General features: G+C 33.7%; 21 protein-coding genes. 12 read left to right on the forward strand and 9 right to left on the reverse strand.

Going from position 1 to position 21,258, the window contains the following annotated elements:
* Window positions 1–25: 25 nt before the first annotated feature.
* From CBP76_RS06085 to CBP76_RS06105, 5 genes are all read right to left on the reverse strand, one after another.
* On the reverse strand, window positions 26–2,038 hold the full coding sequence (locus tag CBP76_RS06085) for a cation:proton antiporter (RefSeq protein ID WP_102196059.1): 2,013 nt from the start codon (window positions 2,036–2,038) through the stop codon (window positions 26–28).
* A 143-nt stretch (window positions 2,039–2,181) separates the two neighbouring features.
* Window positions 2,182–3,225, reverse strand: coding sequence for an alcohol dehydrogenase catalytic domain-containing protein (locus tag CBP76_RS06090; protein ID WP_102196060.1), 1,044 nt, complete (start codon window positions 3,223–3,225; stop codon window positions 2,182–2,184).
* Window positions 3,226–3,293: 68 nt separating this feature from the next.
* Entirely contained in the window at window positions 3,294–3,947 is a 654-nt protein-coding gene (locus CBP76_RS06095) for an HAD family hydrolase (protein ID WP_102196061.1), read from the reverse strand.
* A 192-nt stretch (window positions 3,948–4,139) separates the two neighbouring features.
* The gene (locus CBP76_RS06100; RefSeq protein WP_102196062.1) at window positions 4,140–4,865 is read right to left on the reverse strand and encodes an alpha/beta hydrolase; all 726 of its coding nucleotides are present in this window, start codon (window positions 4,863–4,865) and stop codon (window positions 4,140–4,142) included.
* A gap of 74 nt (window positions 4,866–4,939) precedes the next feature.
* Window positions 4,940–5,989, reverse strand: coding sequence for a CdaR family transcriptional regulator (locus tag CBP76_RS06105; RefSeq protein WP_166667205.1), 1,050 nt, complete (start codon window positions 5,987–5,989; stop codon window positions 4,940–4,942).
* 255 nt (window positions 5,990–6,244) lie between these two features.
* On the opposite strand from CBP76_RS06105, the gene CBP76_RS06110 reads away from it, so the two are divergent.
* Both CBP76_RS06110 and CBP76_RS06115 read left to right on the forward strand, forming a co-directional pair.
* Window positions 6,245–7,528 carry a GntP family permease gene (locus tag CBP76_RS06110; RefSeq protein ID WP_102196064.1) on the forward strand — a complete coding sequence of 428 codons (1,284 nt, stop codon included), beginning with the start codon at window positions 6,245–6,247 and terminating at the stop codon, window positions 7,526–7,528.
* A 12-nt stretch (window positions 7,529–7,540) separates the two neighbouring features.
* Entirely contained in the window at window positions 7,541–8,677 is a 1,137-nt protein-coding gene (locus CBP76_RS06115; protein WP_102196065.1) for a glycerate kinase family protein, read from the forward strand.
* 187 nt (window positions 8,678–8,864) lie between these two features.
* On the opposite strand, the gene CBP76_RS06120 is transcribed toward CBP76_RS06115, so the two are convergent.
* The gene (locus CBP76_RS06120) at window positions 8,865–9,326 is read right to left on the reverse strand and encodes a GNAT family N-acetyltransferase (protein ID WP_102196066.1); all 462 of its coding nucleotides are present in this window, start codon (window positions 9,324–9,326) and stop codon (window positions 8,865–8,867) included.
* Between the two features lie 123 nt (window positions 9,327–9,449).
* Here CBP76_RS06120 and CBP76_RS06125 point away from each other — a divergent pair, with 123 nt between their 5' ends.
* Both CBP76_RS06125 and CBP76_RS06130 read left to right on the forward strand, forming a co-directional pair.
* Window positions 9,450–9,659 (forward strand): DUF3923 family protein, encoded by a 210-nt coding sequence (locus CBP76_RS06125; protein ID WP_102196067.1) that lies wholly within the window; start codon window positions 9,450–9,452, stop codon window positions 9,657–9,659.
* Between the two features lie 178 nt (window positions 9,660–9,837).
* Complete coding sequence (locus CBP76_RS06130; RefSeq protein WP_102196068.1) at window positions 9,838–10,170, forward strand: hypothetical protein; 333 nt, start codon at window positions 9,838–9,840, stop codon at window positions 10,168–10,170.
* A 97-nt stretch (window positions 10,171–10,267) separates the two neighbouring features.
* On the opposite strand, the gene CBP76_RS06135 is transcribed toward CBP76_RS06130, so the two are convergent.
* Together CBP76_RS06135 and CBP76_RS06140 are read right to left on the reverse strand one after the other, a co-directional pair.
* On the reverse strand, window positions 10,268–11,236 hold the full coding sequence (locus tag CBP76_RS06135) for an AEC family transporter (protein WP_102196069.1): 969 nt from the start codon (window positions 11,234–11,236) through the stop codon (window positions 10,268–10,270).
* 37 nt (window positions 11,237–11,273) lie between these two features.
* Complete coding sequence (locus CBP76_RS06140; protein WP_102196070.1) at window positions 11,274–12,896, reverse strand: malolactic enzyme; 1,623 nt, start codon at window positions 12,894–12,896, stop codon at window positions 11,274–11,276.
* Between the two features lie 134 nt (window positions 12,897–13,030).
* Between CBP76_RS06140 and CBP76_RS06145 the strand changes: the two genes are divergently transcribed.
* The 3 genes from CBP76_RS06145 to CBP76_RS06155 all read left to right on the forward strand — a co-directional run bounded on the left by CBP76_RS06145 (window position 13,031) and on the right by CBP76_RS06155 (window position 15,108).
* A complete protein-coding gene (locus CBP76_RS06145; RefSeq protein ID WP_102196071.1) occupies window positions 13,031–13,897 on the forward strand; it encodes a LysR family transcriptional regulator in 867 nt (288 codons plus the stop codon).
* Window positions 13,898–14,360: 463 nt separating this feature from the next.
* The gene (locus CBP76_RS06150) at window positions 14,361–14,654 is read left to right on the forward strand and encodes a helix-turn-helix domain-containing protein (RefSeq protein WP_102196072.1); all 294 of its coding nucleotides are present in this window, start codon (window positions 14,361–14,363) and stop codon (window positions 14,652–14,654) included.
* Between the two features lies 1 nt (window position 14,655).
* Window positions 14,656–15,108 (forward strand): low molecular weight protein-tyrosine-phosphatase, encoded by a 453-nt coding sequence (locus CBP76_RS06155; protein ID WP_102196073.1) that lies wholly within the window; start codon window positions 14,656–14,658, stop codon window positions 15,106–15,108.
* Between the two features lie 89 nt (window positions 15,109–15,197).
* On the opposite strand, the gene CBP76_RS06160 is transcribed toward CBP76_RS06155, so the two are convergent.
* Window positions 15,198–15,947 carry a MurR/RpiR family transcriptional regulator gene (locus CBP76_RS06160; RefSeq protein ID WP_102196074.1) on the reverse strand — a complete coding sequence of 250 codons (750 nt, stop codon included), beginning with the start codon at window positions 15,945–15,947 and terminating at the stop codon, window positions 15,198–15,200.
* 122 nt (window positions 15,948–16,069) lie between these two features.
* On the opposite strand from CBP76_RS06160, the gene pfkB reads away from it, so the two are divergent.
* The 5 genes from pfkB (at window position 16,070) to CBP76_RS06185 (ending at window position 21,028) form a co-directional block, all read left to right on the forward strand.
* A complete protein-coding gene (gene pfkB, locus CBP76_RS06165) occupies window positions 16,070–16,999 on the forward strand; it encodes a 1-phosphofructokinase (RefSeq protein ID WP_102196075.1) in 930 nt (309 codons plus the stop codon).
* A gap of 2 nt (window positions 17,000–17,001) precedes the next feature.
* Window positions 17,002–18,918, forward strand: coding sequence for a fructose-specific PTS transporter subunit EIIC (locus tag CBP76_RS06170; RefSeq protein ID WP_102196076.1), 1,917 nt, complete (start codon window positions 17,002–17,004; stop codon window positions 18,916–18,918).
* A 96-nt stretch (window positions 18,919–19,014) separates the two neighbouring features.
* Complete coding sequence (locus CBP76_RS06175) at window positions 19,015–19,578, forward strand: PTS sugar transporter subunit IIA (protein ID WP_102196077.1); 564 nt, start codon at window positions 19,015–19,017, stop codon at window positions 19,576–19,578.
* A gap of 84 nt (window positions 19,579–19,662) precedes the next feature.
* Window positions 19,663–20,367: an MgtC/SapB family protein gene (locus tag CBP76_RS06180; protein ID WP_102196078.1), complete on the forward strand. Its 705-nt coding sequence runs from the start codon at window positions 19,663–19,665 to the stop codon at window positions 20,365–20,367.
* Between the two features lie 133 nt (window positions 20,368–20,500).
* Complete coding sequence (locus CBP76_RS06185; RefSeq protein WP_102196079.1) at window positions 20,501–21,028, forward strand: hypothetical protein; 528 nt, start codon at window positions 20,501–20,503, stop codon at window positions 21,026–21,028.
* The last annotated feature ends 230 nt before the right edge of the window (window positions 21,029–21,258 follow it).

Consider the following 21,258-nt stretch of genomic DNA (forward strand, 5'->3'; position numbering starts at 1 on the left):
TTAATCGTGTTTTTATTTATTGGAATTAATCTTCATTAATTGATTGTAAGTAAACCAATCGATCGGTTGAAACCTGTTCATTAAGGGCTTGTCCCAATTCTCGGCTAATTTGTTTATTTGTGATTTGATCTTGAATATAATTATATTCTTGTTGAAAGGCGGCGATGAGCATCTTGTTTTGTTCGTCGATAAAATCTTGCTCCCCCAAAAGCTGGCGATGTCTTTGATCATATGCCGTTCGAACAATGGCAATTTCTCGAGTGTGTGTTTGTTGTAATTGTTCGTTTAAATAATTGATTACGGTTGGGTAAGTATTTTCATCAATACTTTTTAATTGATCTAATGTCAATTGTTTTTTTGTGGTTGCTTCATCCTGACTAAGTGAGCGCCAATTATTACGTTGTTGGCGGATGGCCTGCCGTCTTTTTCGGGATGCTTTAGTCAGCGAAAAAGTTTTGATTAAATTGAATCGTAGAAATAAAAATCCCCGTTGCCAACTAGATTTTTGATAACGGATTAAAGTATTCTCTGCTGCTCGCATATATAATTGGGCAATAGCTAATGTGATTTGCTGATCTTGCAACATTTTAGTAACAATATCATGCTCTATTTCAAAGCAATGATCAAACAATTTTGTTAATCTATCCCGATTGATTTTAGGTTGAGCCACTCGTTGACCATCTAGAACGTTGACGATTTGACTAGCATTAACTGAATCTCCATATTGAGTTGCAATCATTTCGATTGCATCGTTTACCATGTCATTCTTGGCCGCTGTTAATTCGATATTAGTAAATTTAGGCTGTCTTTGTGGCAGTAGCAAAGGTAATACTATAGTAGGAACAAGTAGGCTAATCAATATTATGATTGAAGCGATAAAAATTATTTCATTTCGGAAGGGAACAATATGACCATTAAGAGTGTAAGGAAGGGAAAAGGCCATTGCTAATGTAATAGTTCCATGAACTCCACTGAGCGCAATAATTAGACTCTTTTGATTACGTTCATGCATACTTGTAGCGAATAGTTGAGCAAAATTAAATCTAGTCCACAAATAACGTAAGGCAGTCATGATAAGATATAGAATTACTGCTAATCCAAATAGTGTAGGGAGCTTTGTCCCGTTTGATTGACGATATAAATCAATTGCGACTTGGGGTAATGAGAGACCAAGCAATACAAAAACAATTCCATTTAGAGTGTTAGCAACAACTGACCAGGTACTATTCAATACTATTTGAAGCCTAGAACTGGTTAAACGTAAGCGATTTTGTTGTATTCCGTGAAGTAGGCCAGTAACTACTACTGCCAAAATTCCAGAAACATTAACTGCTTCTGCAACAAAATAGACAGCAAATGGCGTCAACAAGGTAATTGGCACCATTACAGAAGGTGCATCGACATTAAGAGTAATAAGTTTTAACCGAAGACTTACAATAACTGTACCAAGGATTAAACCAACTAATAATCCGCCAAAGAATACATAAAGAAAATTACCAATACCATTCCAAACAGAGAACTGCCCCGTAGCAACCGTCGCAATAGCTAAATTTAAGGCTACGATTCCAGAAGCATCATTGAAGAGCGATTCATTCTCTAAGGTGTTCATAACGTCTGAAGGAACTAATATATTACTTGTAATTGAAGTCACGGCAACGGCATCGGTTGGTGTTATGATAGCCCCTAAAGCTAAAGCTAGAGCTAGAGAAAGGCTTGGAAGTAATAGATGGGCAATATTTCCAACAATCAGAATAGAAATAATGGCCAAACCGACTGCTAATGAGAGAGTTGTTCCCGATTGGCGCGTGAGTCGACCTGGACTTGTATTTTGACCGTCATTAAACATTAAAACTGAAATAATGGCAAACATGAAGATTTCTGGTTCTAAATGAAAATTACGGTAAACTGGTAAAAGAGTAAGCAAAAGTCCCATACCAATTTGTAAAAAAGCTACGGGGACAATGTTTAATCGATAATGAATAAGATTAGCGATAATAGCGGCTACTACTAATAATAAAAGTAAAAAAACTGTATTCATAATTTGATTCTCTCCAAAAAATTCATTTAAATTCTTCTAGAAGATTAACATGATATCTACTTCAGAAAAATAGGAAGGGGGTTCTCAAGTTTGAGAAATCTCTTCCTTTTTTTATAAAATATTTATTATCTAGAGTTTAAGTTTTAATCACTGACAACGATCAATGATTTAATAACTTTTCTATCAGTCATCGCTTTATAGGCATCATTAATATGATCTAAATCAAAACTCTTTGTAAAGACTAGTCCGGGATTAATCTCGCCATCCAAAACCGCTTTTAAAAGTAATTCTTTATCATAGGTAGAAACAGATGCTGGTCCACCAGCAAGACTAATATTGTTGCCAAATGGTGTAGAAACATCCATTTTACCAGTATGGGGAAGGCCAACACGACCAACGACTGCACCTGGACGACCAACTTTTAAAGCAGTTTCAGTCGATAGTTCTGTTCCCACACATTCAAGAACAGCATCAGCACCAGAATTGTTAGTCAATCTAAGAATTTCTTTGATACCTTCATCTCCACGAACAGCTACGTTGTCTGTTGCACCAAATTTCTCAGCTAATAGTCTACGATCTTCATGACGACTAGTAGAAATAATCTTTTTAGCACCTAACATTTTGGCAGCAATAATACCACATAATCCAACAGCACCATCACCCATGACGACCACCGTATCACCAGCTTTGACGTTGCTTACACGGGCGGCGTGGAAACCGGTAGCCATAACATCAGCTAGCGTTAATAGCGATTTGAGCATTCCTTCCGAATAGTCGCTAGGTTGACCAGGAACTTTAATGAGAGCCCATTGACCATGTTGGAAACGTACATATTCAGCTTGATTACCATTACTAAAGTTGTCAGTATGTGATTGGCAATCGCCATCAAATCCGGCTAAGCAAGCGGGACAATGTCCACATCCATGTGTAAATGGAGCAATGACAAAATCACCAGGTTTAACGGTAGTAATTTCATCCCCAACAGCTTCAACAATACCGATAGCCTCGTGACCCGAATTTTCTGAATTTTCTTTTTTATCTTCTAAACCGCGGTAGGCCCAAAGGTCAGAACCACAAACACAGGCACGAATAACCTTAATAATAACATCATCAGGAGCTTGAACAGTTGGTTTTTGAATGTCTTCAATCTTCATTTGACCAACTTTTTCAAAAATAGCTTTTTTCATGCATTCTTCCTCTTTTCAGTCTTATTAACTAAATTATAGCGATTAAATGTAATAAAGTAACTAATCTATTATAAATATTCAAGAATTTGATCTAATGTTTCAACCATTTTTGTTGGTCTAATATTTGTAGTTGGTTCATCATTAGGTCTATTTACCCAAATTGAAGGCCAACCTAATTTATCAGCGGGGATAATATCGCTGGAGTAGCCTTGTGCAATGTGCCAATGGTTATCTGGAGTCAATCCATATTCATTTTTAATTGTATTAAAAAAGTGCAAATCGGGTTTGTAAGAATGTACATCTTCAGCAGTCCAAATATCCACTGGAACTTCTAAGGATTTTGCATTGGCATCGATGATATCCCATGATGAATTGGACATGAGAATCAATTTATATCCTCGATTTATCAGTTCACCGAGCGTATCTACTACTTCAGAAAAGGGTTCCAAAGCACGCTGAGCCGCTAGTACGTTAATGTAATATTTTTCAAATTGATGATTTAAATTGAATTTATAGTCTAGATGTAATAGATTATTTCTGGTTAAAATTGAATAATCGATATAGGGATGTAGATTATCACGATTATCCTGATATTGAATGAATAGTTTACGTGCTAACTGAGGATCAACTCCAATTTTTTCGGCAACAGCCTCTATTTCATCATAAGTACCCTCTTCTTGTAGGAGAGTACCATAGCAATCAAAAGTTAAATATTTTTGCATAAAATCAGCTTCTTTTTTATAAAGTTTATGATTAAACTTATCATATCATTTTGTAAGAGAAAAAGAGAATAGGGAAAAGATTGTTTATACGATTAGCAATTAATATATTAAAATAAAGCTATATTGACCCATGTTTAATTTCGTCAATATAGCTTTATTTGTGTAATAGCAACATAAAATTCATTCGAGAATCTAAACTATCCAATCAAAAACCTTATTAATATTTTCTGACCAAGTATTCCATGAATGGTCTCCTTGAACAGGTATCCAAGTATATCTGTTTTTGGCATGTATAGATAGGAAGTTCTTGAACATTACATTGTCTTCATGCATAAAATCTTCATCTCCGCAAAGAGTCAAAATTTCTTGTTGAGGTTGCCGCTTGTTAAAAATATTAATTAGTTGATTCTTGGCAACTTTTTCGGGACTATTGAAAATAGCATCGAATGTATCCTTTGGCATTGGACTTTTGGGGTTATCACGAAAGTGTTCAATATCAGTAATTGGCGATAATGCAGCAACTTTGCTGAATTTATCATCATTAAGAAAAGCTATTTTTAATGCTCCGTACCCACCCATACTAGAACCTACGATGTAATTCTTTGATCGTTGTGTAGAAATAGGAAGCAAATTTTGCATTTTAGGGATAAATTCATCAATAAAGTAGGAATAGTAGGGGATAAAATTCGAATCAGAATAAAACGAATTTCTTGCCTCAGGCATGATAATTGCCACATCATATTTGCGTGCAATTTGTTCAATGTTTACATGCCGTCCCCAGGCAGTATCATCACCAGTATAACCATGAAGTAGCCAAACAACAGAATAATCATCCCTACCTGTATCTGGTAAGACAACCGTTGTTTTAAAATAAGTATGCAGATAATTTGTTCGGTAGCTAAGTTTCATTAATACCATAATGTAAGCCTCGATATTGTTATATTCAAACAAATAATAACAAAATGATTTTAAAAGTCCAATAAAAATGTGATTTATTTATGCTCATATTGATATTTTTTAAAGTATAAATAATTAATATATAGTTGAAGAGTATCTGTTAGATCATGTAGATTCAAATCAAAGTATTCTGAAATATTATTTAGGCGATAATTTGTAGTATTGCGATGAACGTTTAATGAATGTGATGTCTCAGTCACATTACCATTATGTTTAAAGTAACAATCAAGCGTTTCTAATAATTCTAATCCAGATTTGGTTTTTTGAAGGTTTTTAAAAACGCTTAAAGCCTTTAATGAATGTAGATTGCTTTCTAGTAAATGATTTAAGAAACTTATTTGATGATAGTAATAAACATTTTCTAACTGTAATTCTTGACTGACATTGATCGTACTTTGAGCTTGTTGTACAGCTTGCTTCAGATTACGGTTTTTATTACTGATACCAATGGTCAAGTTATTCTCTTGGCAATATTTTAAATAGTGCAACATATCACTTTCATTTTTGGCAATGATTAATTGTTGTTCAGGAGTTTGACAAAAAGAAAAATCATTAGAGTTAATGGTTAATCCGCGTAAATACTTGGTTAGGATAATAACGGCGTAGCGTTTGAGCCTTAGATCAATGTTTAAAGATTGAGCTCGTAATACTAAATTATCATCAGTCAATGCGTCTTCGGCATTAGCCCATTGGTAAAGAAAATGATTCAAGGTTTCTTTATGTTGATTTTCAATTTGAGTATTGTGAATCTGCGAAATTAATAATTCAGTAGATATTTTTAACAACGATGCTAATGGTGTTACTTTTTTAGGGTCGCCGGTAATACCAATTACACCAATAGTTTGACCATTGAACTCAACTGGGATGTTGACCCCTGGTTGACCGAATTTTCCATAGGATTCAATCATTGGCTTAGTCTTACCACTTTGAATTGTGTCGATAGCACCAATATGAAGGGTATTGATTCTTGCCTTGTTGCCACTGGCAATAATATATCCTTTTTCATTCATCATATTGATATTGTAAGGCACACTTTCCATCATTTTATCAACAATTGATTGTGCCAGATTTGGGTCTAATTTCATATTTATCGTCCTCAGTTTTTGAGTTTCATGAAAAAGTAAAATCAATGATTTGTGCATATAAATATTTTACAATAATTTGTTACTATAAAACATTGATTTATCAAGGAAAAAATATTACCTTTGATATAAAATACAATAATTTTTGTGCATTTGTACATTGATTAAATAAATTTATCACGGTATCATACATTCGTTAGTTAATTGTTAAATATTTAACAATTAAAAAAGCATATTGAGGAAGGATGTATTTGTAGGATGGTTATTGCTTGGTGGGCAGCTCTATTGGGGTTGTTATTAGCAATTGGATTGATTTTATTTCGAGTTAATCCAATCTATGCTTTGATTTTTGGTGCCATAGTTGGTTGTTTATTGGGAGGAATGTCACTATCTCAGACGACTGATACAATTGTCAAAGGAAGTTCTGGTGTTATGGGGACAATTATTCGAGTAATTGCCGCTGGAGTTTTGGCCGGGGTCATGATGGAGTCCGGTGCGGCTAACGTAATTGCCTCTAATATTGTTAATCATTTTAGTGATCGTTTAGCAATTTTAGCTTTAGCATTATCAACAATGGTACTAACTGGAGTTGGAATCTTCATTCCAGTTGCAGTATTGATTGTTGCTCCAATCGCATTAGAGGTTGGACAAAAAATGCATTACAGTAGACTTTCCTTGTTGGTTGCTTTATCAGGTGGTGGTAAAGCAGGAAATATTATTTCACCTAATCCCAATACAATTGCAGCTGCTAAAGGTTTCAATGTTAATTTGTCACAAGTTATGGTTGCAGATTTTATTCCAGCAGTTGTTGGTTTGGTTGTGACAGTTATTTTAGCCACATTGATTAAGAACAAGGGTAATTTTGTTCCAGAAACAGAAAAGTTTGAATCAAAGAACCAAACAGATTTACCAAGTTTGAAGGCAGCAATCGTTACACCATTGGTAGCGATTGTATTACTTTTGATCACACCGATTGGTGATATTTTAGGAATTAAATCCTTGGCATCATTTAACTTAGATGCTATGTATATTTTGCCGATTGCTGGATTAATTGGAACTTTTGCAATGGGTCAAAGAAAAAAGTTCTTAGAGTATATGACTAAAGGATTGGCTAAGATGACTGATGTTGTTTTGATTTTGATCGGTGCTGGTGCCATTGCTGGTCTAGTTGGAGCCTCCAATTTGCCACAAAAGGTAGTTGAGATTGTTCAAACGTCAGGAGTTTCAGGAACATTCTTAGCCCCAATTGCTGGTATTCTAATGGCTGCGGCTACTGCTTCGACATCAACTGGTGTAATTTTGGCTTCTAATTCATTTAGTAAGTCAATCATGTCATTTGGAATATCTGGTACAGGTGCAGCTGCTATGGTTCATACTGGAGCCACAGTAATTGATCAATTGCCACATGGTAATTACTTCCATGTGACTGCTAAGGCAGTAAATATGAGCTTTAAAGAAAGAATGACAGTTGTCTTTTGGGAAATGTTGGTTGGACTTTCAATGACAATTGTTGCAACACTGATGTATGGAAACTTGTTCTAGAGGTGGAATATTATGAAAATTGTTTTAGCCCCAGATTCATATAAAAATTCATTGACAGCCAAAGAAGTTGCTGAATCAATGCGCAGAGGTTTTGAAAAAGTTTATCCTGACGCCGAGTATCTCAATGTACCTATGGCAGATGGCGGTGAGGGAACAGTTCAGTCGTTGGTTGATGCTAAAGATGGAAAAATAGTTACTGAAACAGTTACTAATCCCTTGGGAAAACCAACACAAGCACACTATGGACTGATAGATGAAGATGTCGCTGTGATTGAAATGGCTGAAGCCAGTGGAATCCAATATATTAATCAATTTACTCAAAATCCTTATATTACAACTACTTTTGGTACTGGACAATTAATGAGATCAGCTATCAAAAATGGTGCTAAAACAATCATCATTGGTATTGGTGGTTCAGCAACAAATGATGGTGGAGCAGGTATGGCGCAAGCTTTGGGTGCTCATCTATTGGATGAAAATAATGAAGAACTACAATATGGCGGTGCCATGTTAGCCAAACTAGAAAAAATTGATATTTCAGAAATGATGCCAGAATTGAAAGATGTCAAGGTTATTATTGCTTCAGATGTTACTAATCCTCTAACTGGACCCAATGGTGCTAGCCATGTCTTTGGACCACAAAAGGGTGCTAGTGATGAAATGGTGGAGTTTTTGGATGATGCTTTAAGCCATTACGCTAGAATTATTAAACGTGATCTTCAAAAAGACTTAGAAACAACACCTGGTGCTGGTGCTGCAGGTGGACTTGGAGCTGGTTTATTAGCCTTTACAAATTCCCAAATGCGTTCGGGGGTCGATATTGTGATTGATTACACTGGTCTCAAAGAAAAGGTTCAAGATGCCGATATAGTTGTAACTGGTGAGGGACAGATTGATTTTCAAACTAAATTTGGTAAAACTCCGATCGGAGTGGCTAAAGCCACTAAAGCAGTTAATCCTAAAACAACAGTAATAGCCATTGCAGGTTCAGTTGGAGAAAAAATTTCAGAACTTTATCCATTAGGAATCGATGCAATCTTTACTTGTGTTCCAGGTGTTGAAGAATTGTCTAAAGCTATTCAGGACACTGATAAGAACTTACAACAAGTTAGCGAAAATATAGCCCGTTTAATTAAAAATACAAAATAAAAGAACATAATTAGATTATAAATATTAAAATAGTTTTAGTTGATCAAAATAAATAGTCTGTATTGATTATCAATCATGCTTGAGAAAAACATGGTTGATTTCAATACAGACTATTTTTAGTATATTTAAGAATTTAGAATAGAACTATTTATACTCATGCCTATTCAAAATATTAGCTTTATTAGTCCTAGGCAAAATAAGTTGTGTCTTTTTTCTTCATATATAGGGTAGGATAAGGATTACCTGAATCATCAAGCTCCGTACGTTTATATATTTCAAATCCCATATGTTGATAAAATCCGACAGCTTGTGGGTTTTGTTCATTGACGGTCAATTGATTAACATTATAATTTTCAATACCATAAGTAATAAGCTTTTTACCAATTCCTTGACCACGTTGGTCCGCTGAAACAAATAACATTTCTAGTTCATTTTTGTCTATCCCCATAAAGGCCACATAAGTTTGTTGTTCGTTTTGAACAACAATTAGTTCAGGAACATTCATTATTATTTGGGGTAAAGATTTTTTAAAGTTTTCAATAGCATTATCAGATAGAAAAGAATGTGTGGCACGTACGGAACTTTCCCAAATGATGATTAATTGTTCAATTAATTCGTTGGTTCTCTCATGTACGCTAATAATTTTCAATTTAATTCTCCATAATTAATAAAAATTTTCCTTTAAGTATAGCATATTCATATTTGTAGAATTTAAGTAAATGTTATATGGTCTACTTGTTAAAATATTTCTGAAATTAAAAGGAGGACTTAAATGAAGGTATGGAAGGGATTAAATATCTTTTGGTCGATTGTATTTATTATTGGATTTGTTTGGATTTTAATTCGCAAAACTGATGGCGCTGGTGTTGTTCAGAATTCTGAAATAAGAATGATTAACTTACTAGTATTAGTTATTGCAGTTATCCTTGTTGGAATATGTCAGTTAGCAATACGTTATTTTATAAAAAAATCTTCAAATTAAAAGCCAAATTACTATTATTAAAAACTTAAATTGATGACTTGTTAGGAATTCTACATCTAAGTTATACTCCCTTTGTAGTTGGAGAATTTGAAAAAATTAGACTGATTCACTTGTCAATGAAACCATTTTTGCGAGATACTTGAGGTGCGAAAGTTTTATATCTCGGGGGTAATGTGATTTGAATAATGAAATCAAATATATCATGGATGAGTTAACGGTTATCTATGGTTTTTATCAAGATAAGTTTAGTTTAAAAAGAATTAAAAGTTATGTACTAAGTATGCCGGAAGGTTCCCGAATCGTTAATGTCCAACCAGGACAGGTATCAATTTATGAGCATATGGTTACTTTACCGATTGCTGATTTTAATGATAAGACTGATTCTATTAGTTTGTTGCAATTGAGTCATACCATGGTCAATGAACGTAAACCACTTGATCTGGATGATGATGCTGAAAGAATTTGTGAATTAGTAAATCGTTTAATTTCTTTAGTTGCACCTAAGGATTAAAAAATACCCGTTACCAACCGCAGATTGTTGGTAACGGGTATTTTATTATCTATTTGAGGAGGATTGAATGGTTTTCAAATGTTCAAATAGTTTGAAATTATATGATATTAATAACTTGCATAAGAATAGGCACAACGATAACGAATAAAACAGTTGAGGTTGTAACTAAGTTAGTTGCATATTCAACATCACCATGTGATTGACCAACTAGGATAGGCAATACAGCAAGTCCAGGAGCAGCTGATTGAATGATGAATGAACTTGATTCAAGAGCAGGCATTGTTGAACCAGACATTGATTGACCAACTAAGATAATACTGATCATGATGATTGGAGCTACAACGAATCTACCAAGTAAGGCCAAGATTGTATCACGGTCAAATTTGATTGATTTCAAACCAGCATCGGCCAAAATAATACCAATGTAGATAAGTGACATAGGTGTAACAATTCCACCAACCATATCAAGGGTCTTATCGATCCAAGCTGGAACAGGAATAGCTAGAAGCAAGAAGACTAATGAAACTAAGAAACCAACAAGTGGAGCAGGTAGTAACTTCTTCCAGTTAAAGTCTTCCTTCTTATTGCCCTTTTGAACAGTTGGATCATCATTAGAAATGAAGAAGATACCAACGGCCCAAGTTGAAACAGTGTTCATAACATAGTAGATAAGGAAGTATGGCAAACTCTTAGTACCAAACAAAGCCATATTCAAAGGTAAACCGATAAAAATTGTATTAGCGTTAACAAACATATTAATGAATGTACCACGACGGCCCTTTCTAATACGGAAGACCTTTGTTAAGAGCCAAGCCACAATATAGCCAATTGTAAAACTGGCAAAAGTAAAGATTAAACCACCAGATAAACTGGCTAATTTATCACGATTTAAATATTTAAGAACTGAAACAAAGATTGAAGCTGGTAAAGCAACTTTCATAATGATAAATGAAATGTTACCTTTAAATTCATCGCCTAAACGGCCAGAGCCTCTTAACCAATACCCCAAGGCAATAACAAGAACGATTTCAGCAACACTTTCAAGTGAAGTAATAAATGCTTCCATGAATAAAATTCCCCTTTATTTGACAAAATTTACTTAATTAATATTTAGGTTCCCACTTTAGATCAGCAACAGCTTTTTTAGCATCAGTCGCATTTGAAAGCTTTTCATCAATAGCTTGTTGAGCAACACCAACGGCAACTGTCATACTAAATTCGTCTAGTTTTGAAACTGGAGGAAGAACAGCGGCACCTGGTTGTGTAGGATCAACAATACCACCTAGTGAATGAGCAGCTTTATTAATCATGCCGTCTGATAGCAACTTGGCATTAACAGCCATTGAACCAAGACCAAGACCAGGATAAACCAAAGCATTGTTAGCTTGACCAATATGATATGTAACACCATTATATTCAACAGGTTCAACCGGAATACCAGTAGCAATTAAGGCTTTACCATTGGTCCATTTCAAAAGATCTTCAGCCTTAGCTTCAGCAAGTTTTGTAGGATTTGATAATGGGAAGATAATAGGACGTTCTGTATGAGCAGCCATTTCCTTGATAATTGGTTCTGTAAATGTACCAGGTTGTGTTGATGTACCAACTAAGATTGTTGGATGAACAGCTTTAACTACAGCTTCTAAGTTTGTTAGTTCATCAGCATTACTGAATTCACTACGTTGTCTTGTGAATGGTTTTTGTTCAGGTGTTAGATCTTCTGTATCGTCGAACAATAGTCCTTGCTTATCAACTAAGTAGAAGTGTTTCTTTGCTTCTTCTTCAGAAAGTCCTTCCTCGACCATAGCATCAAAAATTCTCTTAGTAATACCAGCACCAGCAGTACCAGCACCAAATGACATGTAAACTTGATCAGTAAGTTTTTCTTTAGAAATATTCAAAGCTCCAAGAATACCAGCTAATGTAATAATACCTGTACCTTGAATATCATCATTAAATGTAAGAATTTGGTCTTTGTACTTGTTTAAGATATTAGCAGCATTACTACGACCAAAGTCTTCAAAGTGCAAATACATATTAGGGAATAAGTCTTCAGCGGTTTCAACGAATTTATCGACAAAATTGTAATATTTGTCGCCTGTAACACGTTGATGATGATTTCCCATATATAGATCGTCAGCAAGTAATTCTTTTCTGTTAGTACCAACATCAAGAACGACTGGGAGAACAGATTTAGGATCAACACCGGCAGCAGCTGTGTAAACCATCAATTTACCAACAGAGATGTCAACACCTTGAACACCCCAATCACCAATACCAAGAATTCCTTCACCATCAGTAACAACGATCAATTTGATGTCGCGACCCTTAGCAGCATTTTGCAAAGCAGCTTTGATATCTTCAGGTTCATCGATTGATAAGAATGCAGCATTTTGTGGGTCTAAGAAGAAATGACTGTAATTTTCGATCGTGTCAGCAATAGTTGGGTCATAAACAACTGGCATGAATTCGTTAACGTGTTCACTGAATAATTTGTAGAATAATGTAACGTTTTCGTTGAACAAATCCATCAAATACATTCTTTTAGCTAAGAATGTTTCCTTAGCGTTGTAATTTTCGTAAGCTTGTTCCACTTGTTGATCCAAAGTTTGAACAAAAGGTGGCAATAAACCTTCGATTTTGTTTTCTTTTCTTTCTTCCTTAGTAAAGGCAGTACCTTTGTTTAAGAAATGATTATTTAATAAATCTAATCCTTCAGACTTCATAAAATGAAACCTCCTAATTAATATAATTTATTTAAAAAATATCTCTGAATTAACATTCGAACAGTACTATATACCCCTATAAAAAATATAGTCAAATATGTTATCATTAATAAATAATATTTATAGGTGAGAGAATGAACTTAAAAGATTATCAATATTTTAAAAAATTATCTGAATTAAAGAATTTTTCTGATACAGCTAATTTCTTTGGTGTTAGTCAACCAACCATCACTTATTCATTGAAGCGGCTTGAGGATTCATATGGATTATCGTTGGTAAAACGAAAAAGTTATGCCAATTCTTTGTCGTTGACATACGCCGGGGAACAATTGTTGACACACATTGATCGAATCCTTCGAGAAAATGATTTGATAAGTGTTGATATGGACCGAATAAAACGGGAAAAGATCGTTATGGGATGGCCTCCAATTATTACTAACTATGTAATCCCTAAAGTATTTGAACCCTTGCGGGATGAAGATTTATTAAAATCAATCGAACCAATATCTGATGGTTCAAAAGAATTGTTAGAAAAGTTGGTTAATGGGGAAATTGATTTGTCATTCTTAGGGACGACTGTGTTACCTCAAGAGAACCACTTGGATTATCAATTAATTAAAGAACATCATTTTAAATTTATCGCTTCAAAGAATCGTGATATTTCCCACATCACCTCGATTGCTGATTTATTTAAAGAGGATTTTATTTCCTTAAGTGAAAGTTCAGTACATAGTCAGGTTTTACGTCATATTACGGAACATTACAACGTCACCCCGAAGACAATGTTTCAAACAGACGACTATAAATTGATGTTAAATTTAGTTAGAGCAGATAAAGGAATTAGTTTTGTGGCTGAGACTGCCTTTCAAGACGTTCCAGGTATTCAAGTTATTGATATTGACATACAACTTCCGTCTTTTTTTATTCTGTTTGTTTACCGTCATAATATGGTCGGCAATGAAACATTGGCAAAACTAATGCATATTTTTAAAAACATATAGATGGCTGATGGAATACATATAATAGGAAATTGTATTTCAATGCGATTGTAACTTTTATTGTATTATTATTACATTATTGTCATTTTTTAGTTCTTGAACATTGCCTTTTTTGCGAATAAATTATTATCTGAATAACGTTTCGTAACTATGGAAGGGTTAACAAATCGAAATAAATAGGTTATTTTACAAAAATATGTTGTTTTTTAAAAAATAGCTGATTTTAAATTTGAATGTGATATTATTAATAATCGAAGGGGAGATAAATCCTACATTTCCTCTTTCTTGATAATTTCATGATAATAATGGTTAAAATACTATTGTCGATTTAATGGTGGTTCCTCCCTGAGCTACCATTTTTTTGTACCCAAATTATTAGTATGACTGTTAAAACTTTGTTACATCAATAATCCGACAATTTTCTATGGTATAATTTTTAGTATTAAGCCGTTTAGGAGTTTTTAGTATGAATTACAACGAGAGTCAACAAAAAGAAATTGCACAATATGCACTTGAGCATGATAACAATTACAAGGCTACTGGTAAGAAGTATGGAATTTCGTATCAACAAGTGGCCGCTTGGGTAAGAAAGTATAAAAAAACTGAAACCAACGCTAAATCAACACCTACTAAAAAAACTCAAGAAAAGAAAACACAATCTCAAACTAAACAAGCAGGGGCGCTAGATGTTTTAAGTCGAAAAGATCCTGTTTTGGAAGCTCAATTGCAAGAAGTAAAAAAACGTTTAGGACTGTTATAAAATGAAACAAATAATTTTTGTTTGCTTAGGAAATATTTGTCGCTCGCCAATGGCCGAGATGATAATGCAAAATCTAATAACAAATCAAAATTTAAATTCACAAATTCAAGTAAAATCTTGTGCGACATCAACCTACGAGATTGGAAATTCTCCTCATCCGGGGACAATAGCAGAGCTAAAAGAACATAATATTCCTATTATTGAGCATTATGCTAGACAGATAACTTTAAGCGATTTTGAGCAAGCAGATATTATTATTGGTATGGATCAACAGAATATTATTGATTTAAAACAAATGGCACCTGTAGAATATCGTAATAAGATTTATTTAGCTTATGAAGCAATAGGAAAAAAATTGGAAGTTCAAGATCCGTGGTATGATCATAAATTTGATCGAACCTATCAACAATTGAATGAATTGTTGCCAATATGGTTAGAAAAAATAATGAATTAGAATATATACTCAATTTTCGGGTAAAAAAGGCACTTGTTCTAGTAACTATTAAAATAGTTGCTAGAACAAGTGCCTTTTAGTTTATTTAATTATTCCTTGGCAGTACGAATTACGTATGAGTCTAAAAGAATCCGACTGATGACTTGTAGAGGTAAGCGAGATCTAACTTCGTAATCAGGGAAGTATGATGTTTGAGACTTAAAACCTAATAAGGTCATTTCCGAATATTGGTTGATCGAACCAGTTTCATTGGTAGTGATTGTTATAGTACTAACACCATTTTCGAAGGCATTTTTAGCCCCTGCGACCAATTCTTTAGTCTCGCCATTTAGTGTAATCAAAATAACTAGATCTTCACGTTTGATTCGTTTACTTAAAGTCACAATGATATTAGGATCAGAACTCATAATGCAATTTTTACCTAAGAGTTGCAACTTTACTAACATCTCTTGAGCAATAAACTCTGAAAAACCTCGAGCAAAAATATAAATATCTGAGGATTTTTTTATTTTTTGGATAGCATCTTCAATTGATCCAACATTTAACATGCTAAGAGTATTATCAACTTCATATTTATTTTTAAAGATAGCTTGCTTAATATCATGGTCAACTTTTTCAAGATTTTGATATTGTACATTGTTTTTAGTTTTTGAAATTAGTTGTTGTCGAAAATCAGTATAACCAGAATAACCTTTTTTCTTCATAGTTCTAACAATAGTTGCCGTAGAAACATTTGCATCTTCACTTAGTTTGACAATTGAAAGATTGGGAATATCAGTCAAATTTTCTTGGATATAATTCCAGAGAAAACTTTCGGAAGAACTTAACTTGTTTGTCATTGAATCATCCTATTTTGTAATTTATTTTTCAATATTTTTAACTTATTCAATAATTATGAAAACATTTACATCATAACACAAGCTATTATATATATAAGAAATCAAGAAGGGGCTAAATAATAATGATTTATACATGTACATTAAATCCAGCAATAGATTTATTCATTGAAACGCCTCACCTAAAGCCAGAGGTTGTTAATCGAACTAATAGTTACGATATTCAACCAAATGGTAAGGGAGTAAATGTTTCTTTTATTCTAAAACATTTAGGTGTAAAAAATACAGCTCTTGGCGTTGGGGGAGGTTTTACAAGCGACTTTATTGAAGAATCATTGAGAAAAAAGGGTATTGAAACTGATTTCACACATATCGATGGAATTTCTCGAATAAATGTATTTACACGTGTCGTAGATACTGATACTGAGTATAAACAAGTTAATAATGGTCCTGAGGTTAACGAAAAAAAAGTTCAAGAATTTTTAAATAAAGTTGCTAAGTTGAAATCTGGCGATAAATTAGTAGTATCTGGTAGTTTTTCCAGAGGAATCAAACCTAATATTATTGTTGAAATAGCTCAAATGGCTGAGAAGCAAAACTTTGATTTATTGATTGATACTAGTTATAACGAAGTTCTTGATGCTATTAAATATCATCCATTTTTATTAAAGCCTAATGATGAGGAATTGTTATCTTGGTTTGGCGAGAATGACAGTCATGATTTATCAACCTTGATTAAATATTCTAAAAAATTGTTAGATGAAGGTGCACAAAGAATTTTACTTTCAATTGGTAGTAAAGGCGCCTTATATGTGGATGAAAAACAAGTCGTTTTTGGTAATGCACCCAAGATTAAAGTTGTTAATACTGCTTGTTCTGGAGATACAATGCTTGGAACATTTATTGCTGGTATTGAACAGGGGATGACCGTAGCCGATAACTTACAAAGAAGTATAGCTGCTGCTAGTTCAACGGCTGCTAGTTCGGGATTAACTAATTTTGAAGACGTTTCAGAATTAATGCAACAAATTAAAATTGAAAAAATGGAGGGATAGTTATGGCAAAATATCAAATTATTGCTGCAACCGGCTGTCCAACGGGAATTGCCCATACATATATGGCACAAGAAGCGTTGGAAGAAGCTGCTAAGAAACGTGGAATTTCCATCAAAGTTGAAACACACGGACAATCAGGAGTAGAACATGCCTTTACTCAAAATGAGATTGATCAAGCAGATGGTGTCATTATAGCTGCTGATAAGGATGTTGATATTGATCGTTTCGATGGTAAACGTCTGATTAATGTTTCTGTTACTAAAGGAATGAAAGAACCAGATCAATTAATTGACAAGATTTTAAACGATAAAAATGTTCCCGTATATCATAGTGCTGGTGGAGCTAAGTCAAACAGTTCTGAAGAAGCTGAATTAAGTGGTTCATTTTGGCATAAATTATATGTATATTTAATGAATGGTGTTTCACACATGTTACCATTAGTTGTTGCTGGTGGTGTTTTGACAGCGGTATCATTTTTCTGGGGAATTAATTCGGCTGATCCTAAGAGTGCCGAATACAATGCAATTGCTGCCTTGTTAAATACCATTGGTGGTTTTGCTATGAATCTGATGGTACCAGTACTTTGTGCTTATATTGCTGAAGCAATTGGTAAGAGAACAGGTTTGGTATTAGGATTCGTAACCGGAATGATTGCTTATACTAATGGAACAGGTTTCTTAGGTGGAATTCTTGGTGGATTCCTTGCTGGATACGTAGCTGTATTATTAGCTAAGTTATTTAAATCTTTACCAAAATCTCTTGATGGATTAAAATCAATTTTTATTTTTCCCGTACTTGGGGTTCTAATTTCAGGTACGATCATGTGGTATCTGTCAGTTCCAATGAAAGATCTTAATCAAGGTATGATGTCATTCTTGAAGAGTATGGAAAACTCTAGTCCAATTCTTTTGGGATTGATTGTAGGAATTATGTGTGCCGCTGATATGGGTGGTCCTATTAATAAAGCCGCATATTTAACTGGTACAGCTTTATTAGCACAAGGAAATTATTACTTTATGGCCGGAGTTTCTGCAGCATGTATTGCACCACCATTAGCAACTGGATTTGCAGTTCTCTTTAATAAAAAAGCATATACAGCTAAGGAGCGTAGTGCAGGATATGTTAATTTCTTATTAGGTTCAACACATATTACTGAAGGTGCTATTCCATTTGCCGCAAAGAATCCGCTTTTGAATTTGCCATCATTTATGGTTGGATCAGCAATTGCTGCTATTCTAACTTATATGACAAGAATTTCGGTTCCTGCACCACATGGTGGTTTCATTGTTTTACCATTAGTTAATAAACCATTGCTTTGGGTATTGTGGATAGTTATTGGTGCTTTAGTTTCAGGATTTCTACTTTCTATCATTGCTGGACGTCAAAGCAAACATGATACAGTTGCGGCTACACCTGTTGGTAATGTGGTCGTTAATGATAATAGTGATGATGAAGAGTTGTCGAATGAAAATGATCTAAGCGAAATCTTAAACGAAGATAATATTGCCTTAGATGTTAAGGTTTCATCACGAGATGAATTATTACAATATTTAGCTAACTTTTCTAAAAAATTAAATTATACAACTGATCCAGATGCAGTTTACAAAAAATATTTAGCACGTGAGGCTGAAAGCTCAACGGGAATGGAAAAGGGAATAGCCATTCCTCACGCACAAGATAAATCAATCCAAGGATCAGCTATGTTGATTGCAAAATTAGCTAAACCAATCGAATGGAAGACTTTTGATAATCAACCTGTTGATATAGTTATTTCGTTCTTGATTCCAGATGAGGATAACGGTAGTAATCACCTTGAATATCTATCAAGCACCTCTAAATTATTAATGCATGAAGATTTTGTTGAATCATTGCGTAACGCAAAAACAAAAGCTGAAATTTTAAATCTTTTTAAAAATTAATTTCTAAGCCGTAAAATTATACAAATAATTTTACGGCTTTTTTATCTAAAAAAGGTATCATAAAGACAGATAACTATTTTCATATGGAGGCTAAAAATGTCGTTTTGGAATAAAGTTCAAAATATTTTTAATGGCAAAGTAAGCCAGAATAGGCAAAAGGTTGTGGTTGTTAAAGATAGTAATGTATCTACTCTTCAGGCACATATTGATAAAATTGACAACTTTTCAGAAGTTTTATCACAGGATGATATTATTTTGGATGTTAATATTGATAGTCAGGATGGATTATTGAAATATTTGGCTAATTTAGCAAAGAAATCTGGAATTGTTTCGGATGCGGAGTCTCTTTATGGTAAATATCTATTACGGGAATCCCAGGCATCAACTAATCTGTCTGACAGAGTAGCTATGCCACACGTTCAAGACGAAAATGTTTTAGTAATGAAGATGCTGATAGTACGTTTATCAAAGCCGATTACTTGGGGAAATGGCAAAAAAATCAAATTGATTATTTCTTTGTTAACGCCGAAAACAGAGAATAATTTTGAACATGTTAGCTATTTGGCGGGTATTACAACAAAACTATTGAAAAATAATTTTGTTGATGAGTTATTGATAAGTGATTCGAAAGATATCCTTAAATTATTTAATCAATCTTAAGATTAAAAAGGGTAATTATAATGAGATGAATGATAATGATATACTTGAATATATATTAATTAATAAGAACATTGGAGGGATTGTTTGATTAGTCAGTTAAGTGTTCTTACGGTAGTAATTAGATTACTGGTGTCAGTTATATTTGCCGGTATCATTGGAATTGATCGAGCATATAAACATCGACCTGCCGGATTAAGAACACATGTTTTAGTTTGTTTAGGTGCTTGTATTATTGCAATGATTCAACAGAATATTGGATTTAACGCTTTGGAAATGGCGCGACAATATCCTCAATTGAAGGGTGTTTTGAGAGCTGATGATGCACGTCTAATTGCACAGGTTGTTAGTGGAATTGGTTTTTTAGGTGCTGGAACAATAATTGTTGAACATCATTCAATCAGAGGATTAACAACTGCGGCAAGTCTTTGGGTTGTGGCATGTATTGGGCTGGCTGTTGGTATGGGCGACTATATAATTGCAATAGCAGGATTCTTGGTGGTGTATGCAGTGTTAGGATTTTTAAAGAAAATAATTCGGATCAGTCCCGTACGTAAGTTGAAAATTGAGTATGTTCATAAGATCGATACTAAGAAATTCATTGATGATTATTTTAGAAAGAATGATATTACTGTCGAAGGTGTACGCTTTAGCGTCATAAAACGTGATGATCAGAAGGTTTATACCAATGTTTATTCGATCGATTTCGGTAAAAGTCTAGATTATGTCGATATTGTTGAAGGATTATCAATGAATGACAATATCATTAAAGTTGAAACAATAAATGTCTAAGATACTCTTAAATAGCTATTTAGGGGTATTTTTTATTGGGTAATTAATAGAATTTTATTTAAATAATTAAGTGGCGTAATTCAATTGAAATTTGTCTATACCTTTGGTATCTTGAGATTATTGGGGGAATTAAATGATAAAAAATTTACCGACTAGATTCTTTATCGTCTTCTTGTGTACACTTATCGTACCGATAATTTATATTCTTTCACCAAGAGATATAAGTAGCATTTTTGAAACAAAGATTATTTGGATAGATAAATCTAAACAAAGATCAATTGATGAATTTAATAGTACTGAACGAAAGCATTATTCATATGTTTCGTTTGATAATCTGTATGATAATACGGGGTTATACTATGGATCTCGAATTTTTCAAATTGGTCATATTCAGAATGTTGACTTGAGTGAAAAGTATTTGCTAGTGGCATTAGATGATAATGATGAGTCTAGAACGATAAAATTGAAATATAATCTATCGAATTTTGCTCGTGGGGGCGTCAAACTACAGGAAAATGAGCCAATTAAGTTTTATGGGCGAGTTTTAACCACCGATAGTTATGTTAATGAAAGAGGTCGTAATATTGATCGACCAGTGATATCAGCCGATTTCATACAAACTAAGCTGGATAAACGAGGAAATAATTATGGCACTATTTAATGGTCTTTTAGATAACTTCTTTGAGTATTTAATGTATCAAGAGTTAACAGAATGTAAGCACCTAATAACCGACCGTCTATGATTTAGGCGGAATTCGAATTATGATTATCTCATCAAACATATTGGTGAGGTATTTTTTTATGGAAAATCAACCTGAAATCGTGAAGGTCAATGTCCCTAAGGCTTTAAGCGAAGCTAAGCCGTCAGTACCCAGTCGGGCGCTTCATATT

This window comes from Companilactobacillus nuruki (assembly GCF_002872255.1).
GTDB classification, from domain to species: Bacteria; Bacillota; Bacilli; order Lactobacillales; family Lactobacillaceae; genus Companilactobacillus; species Companilactobacillus nuruki.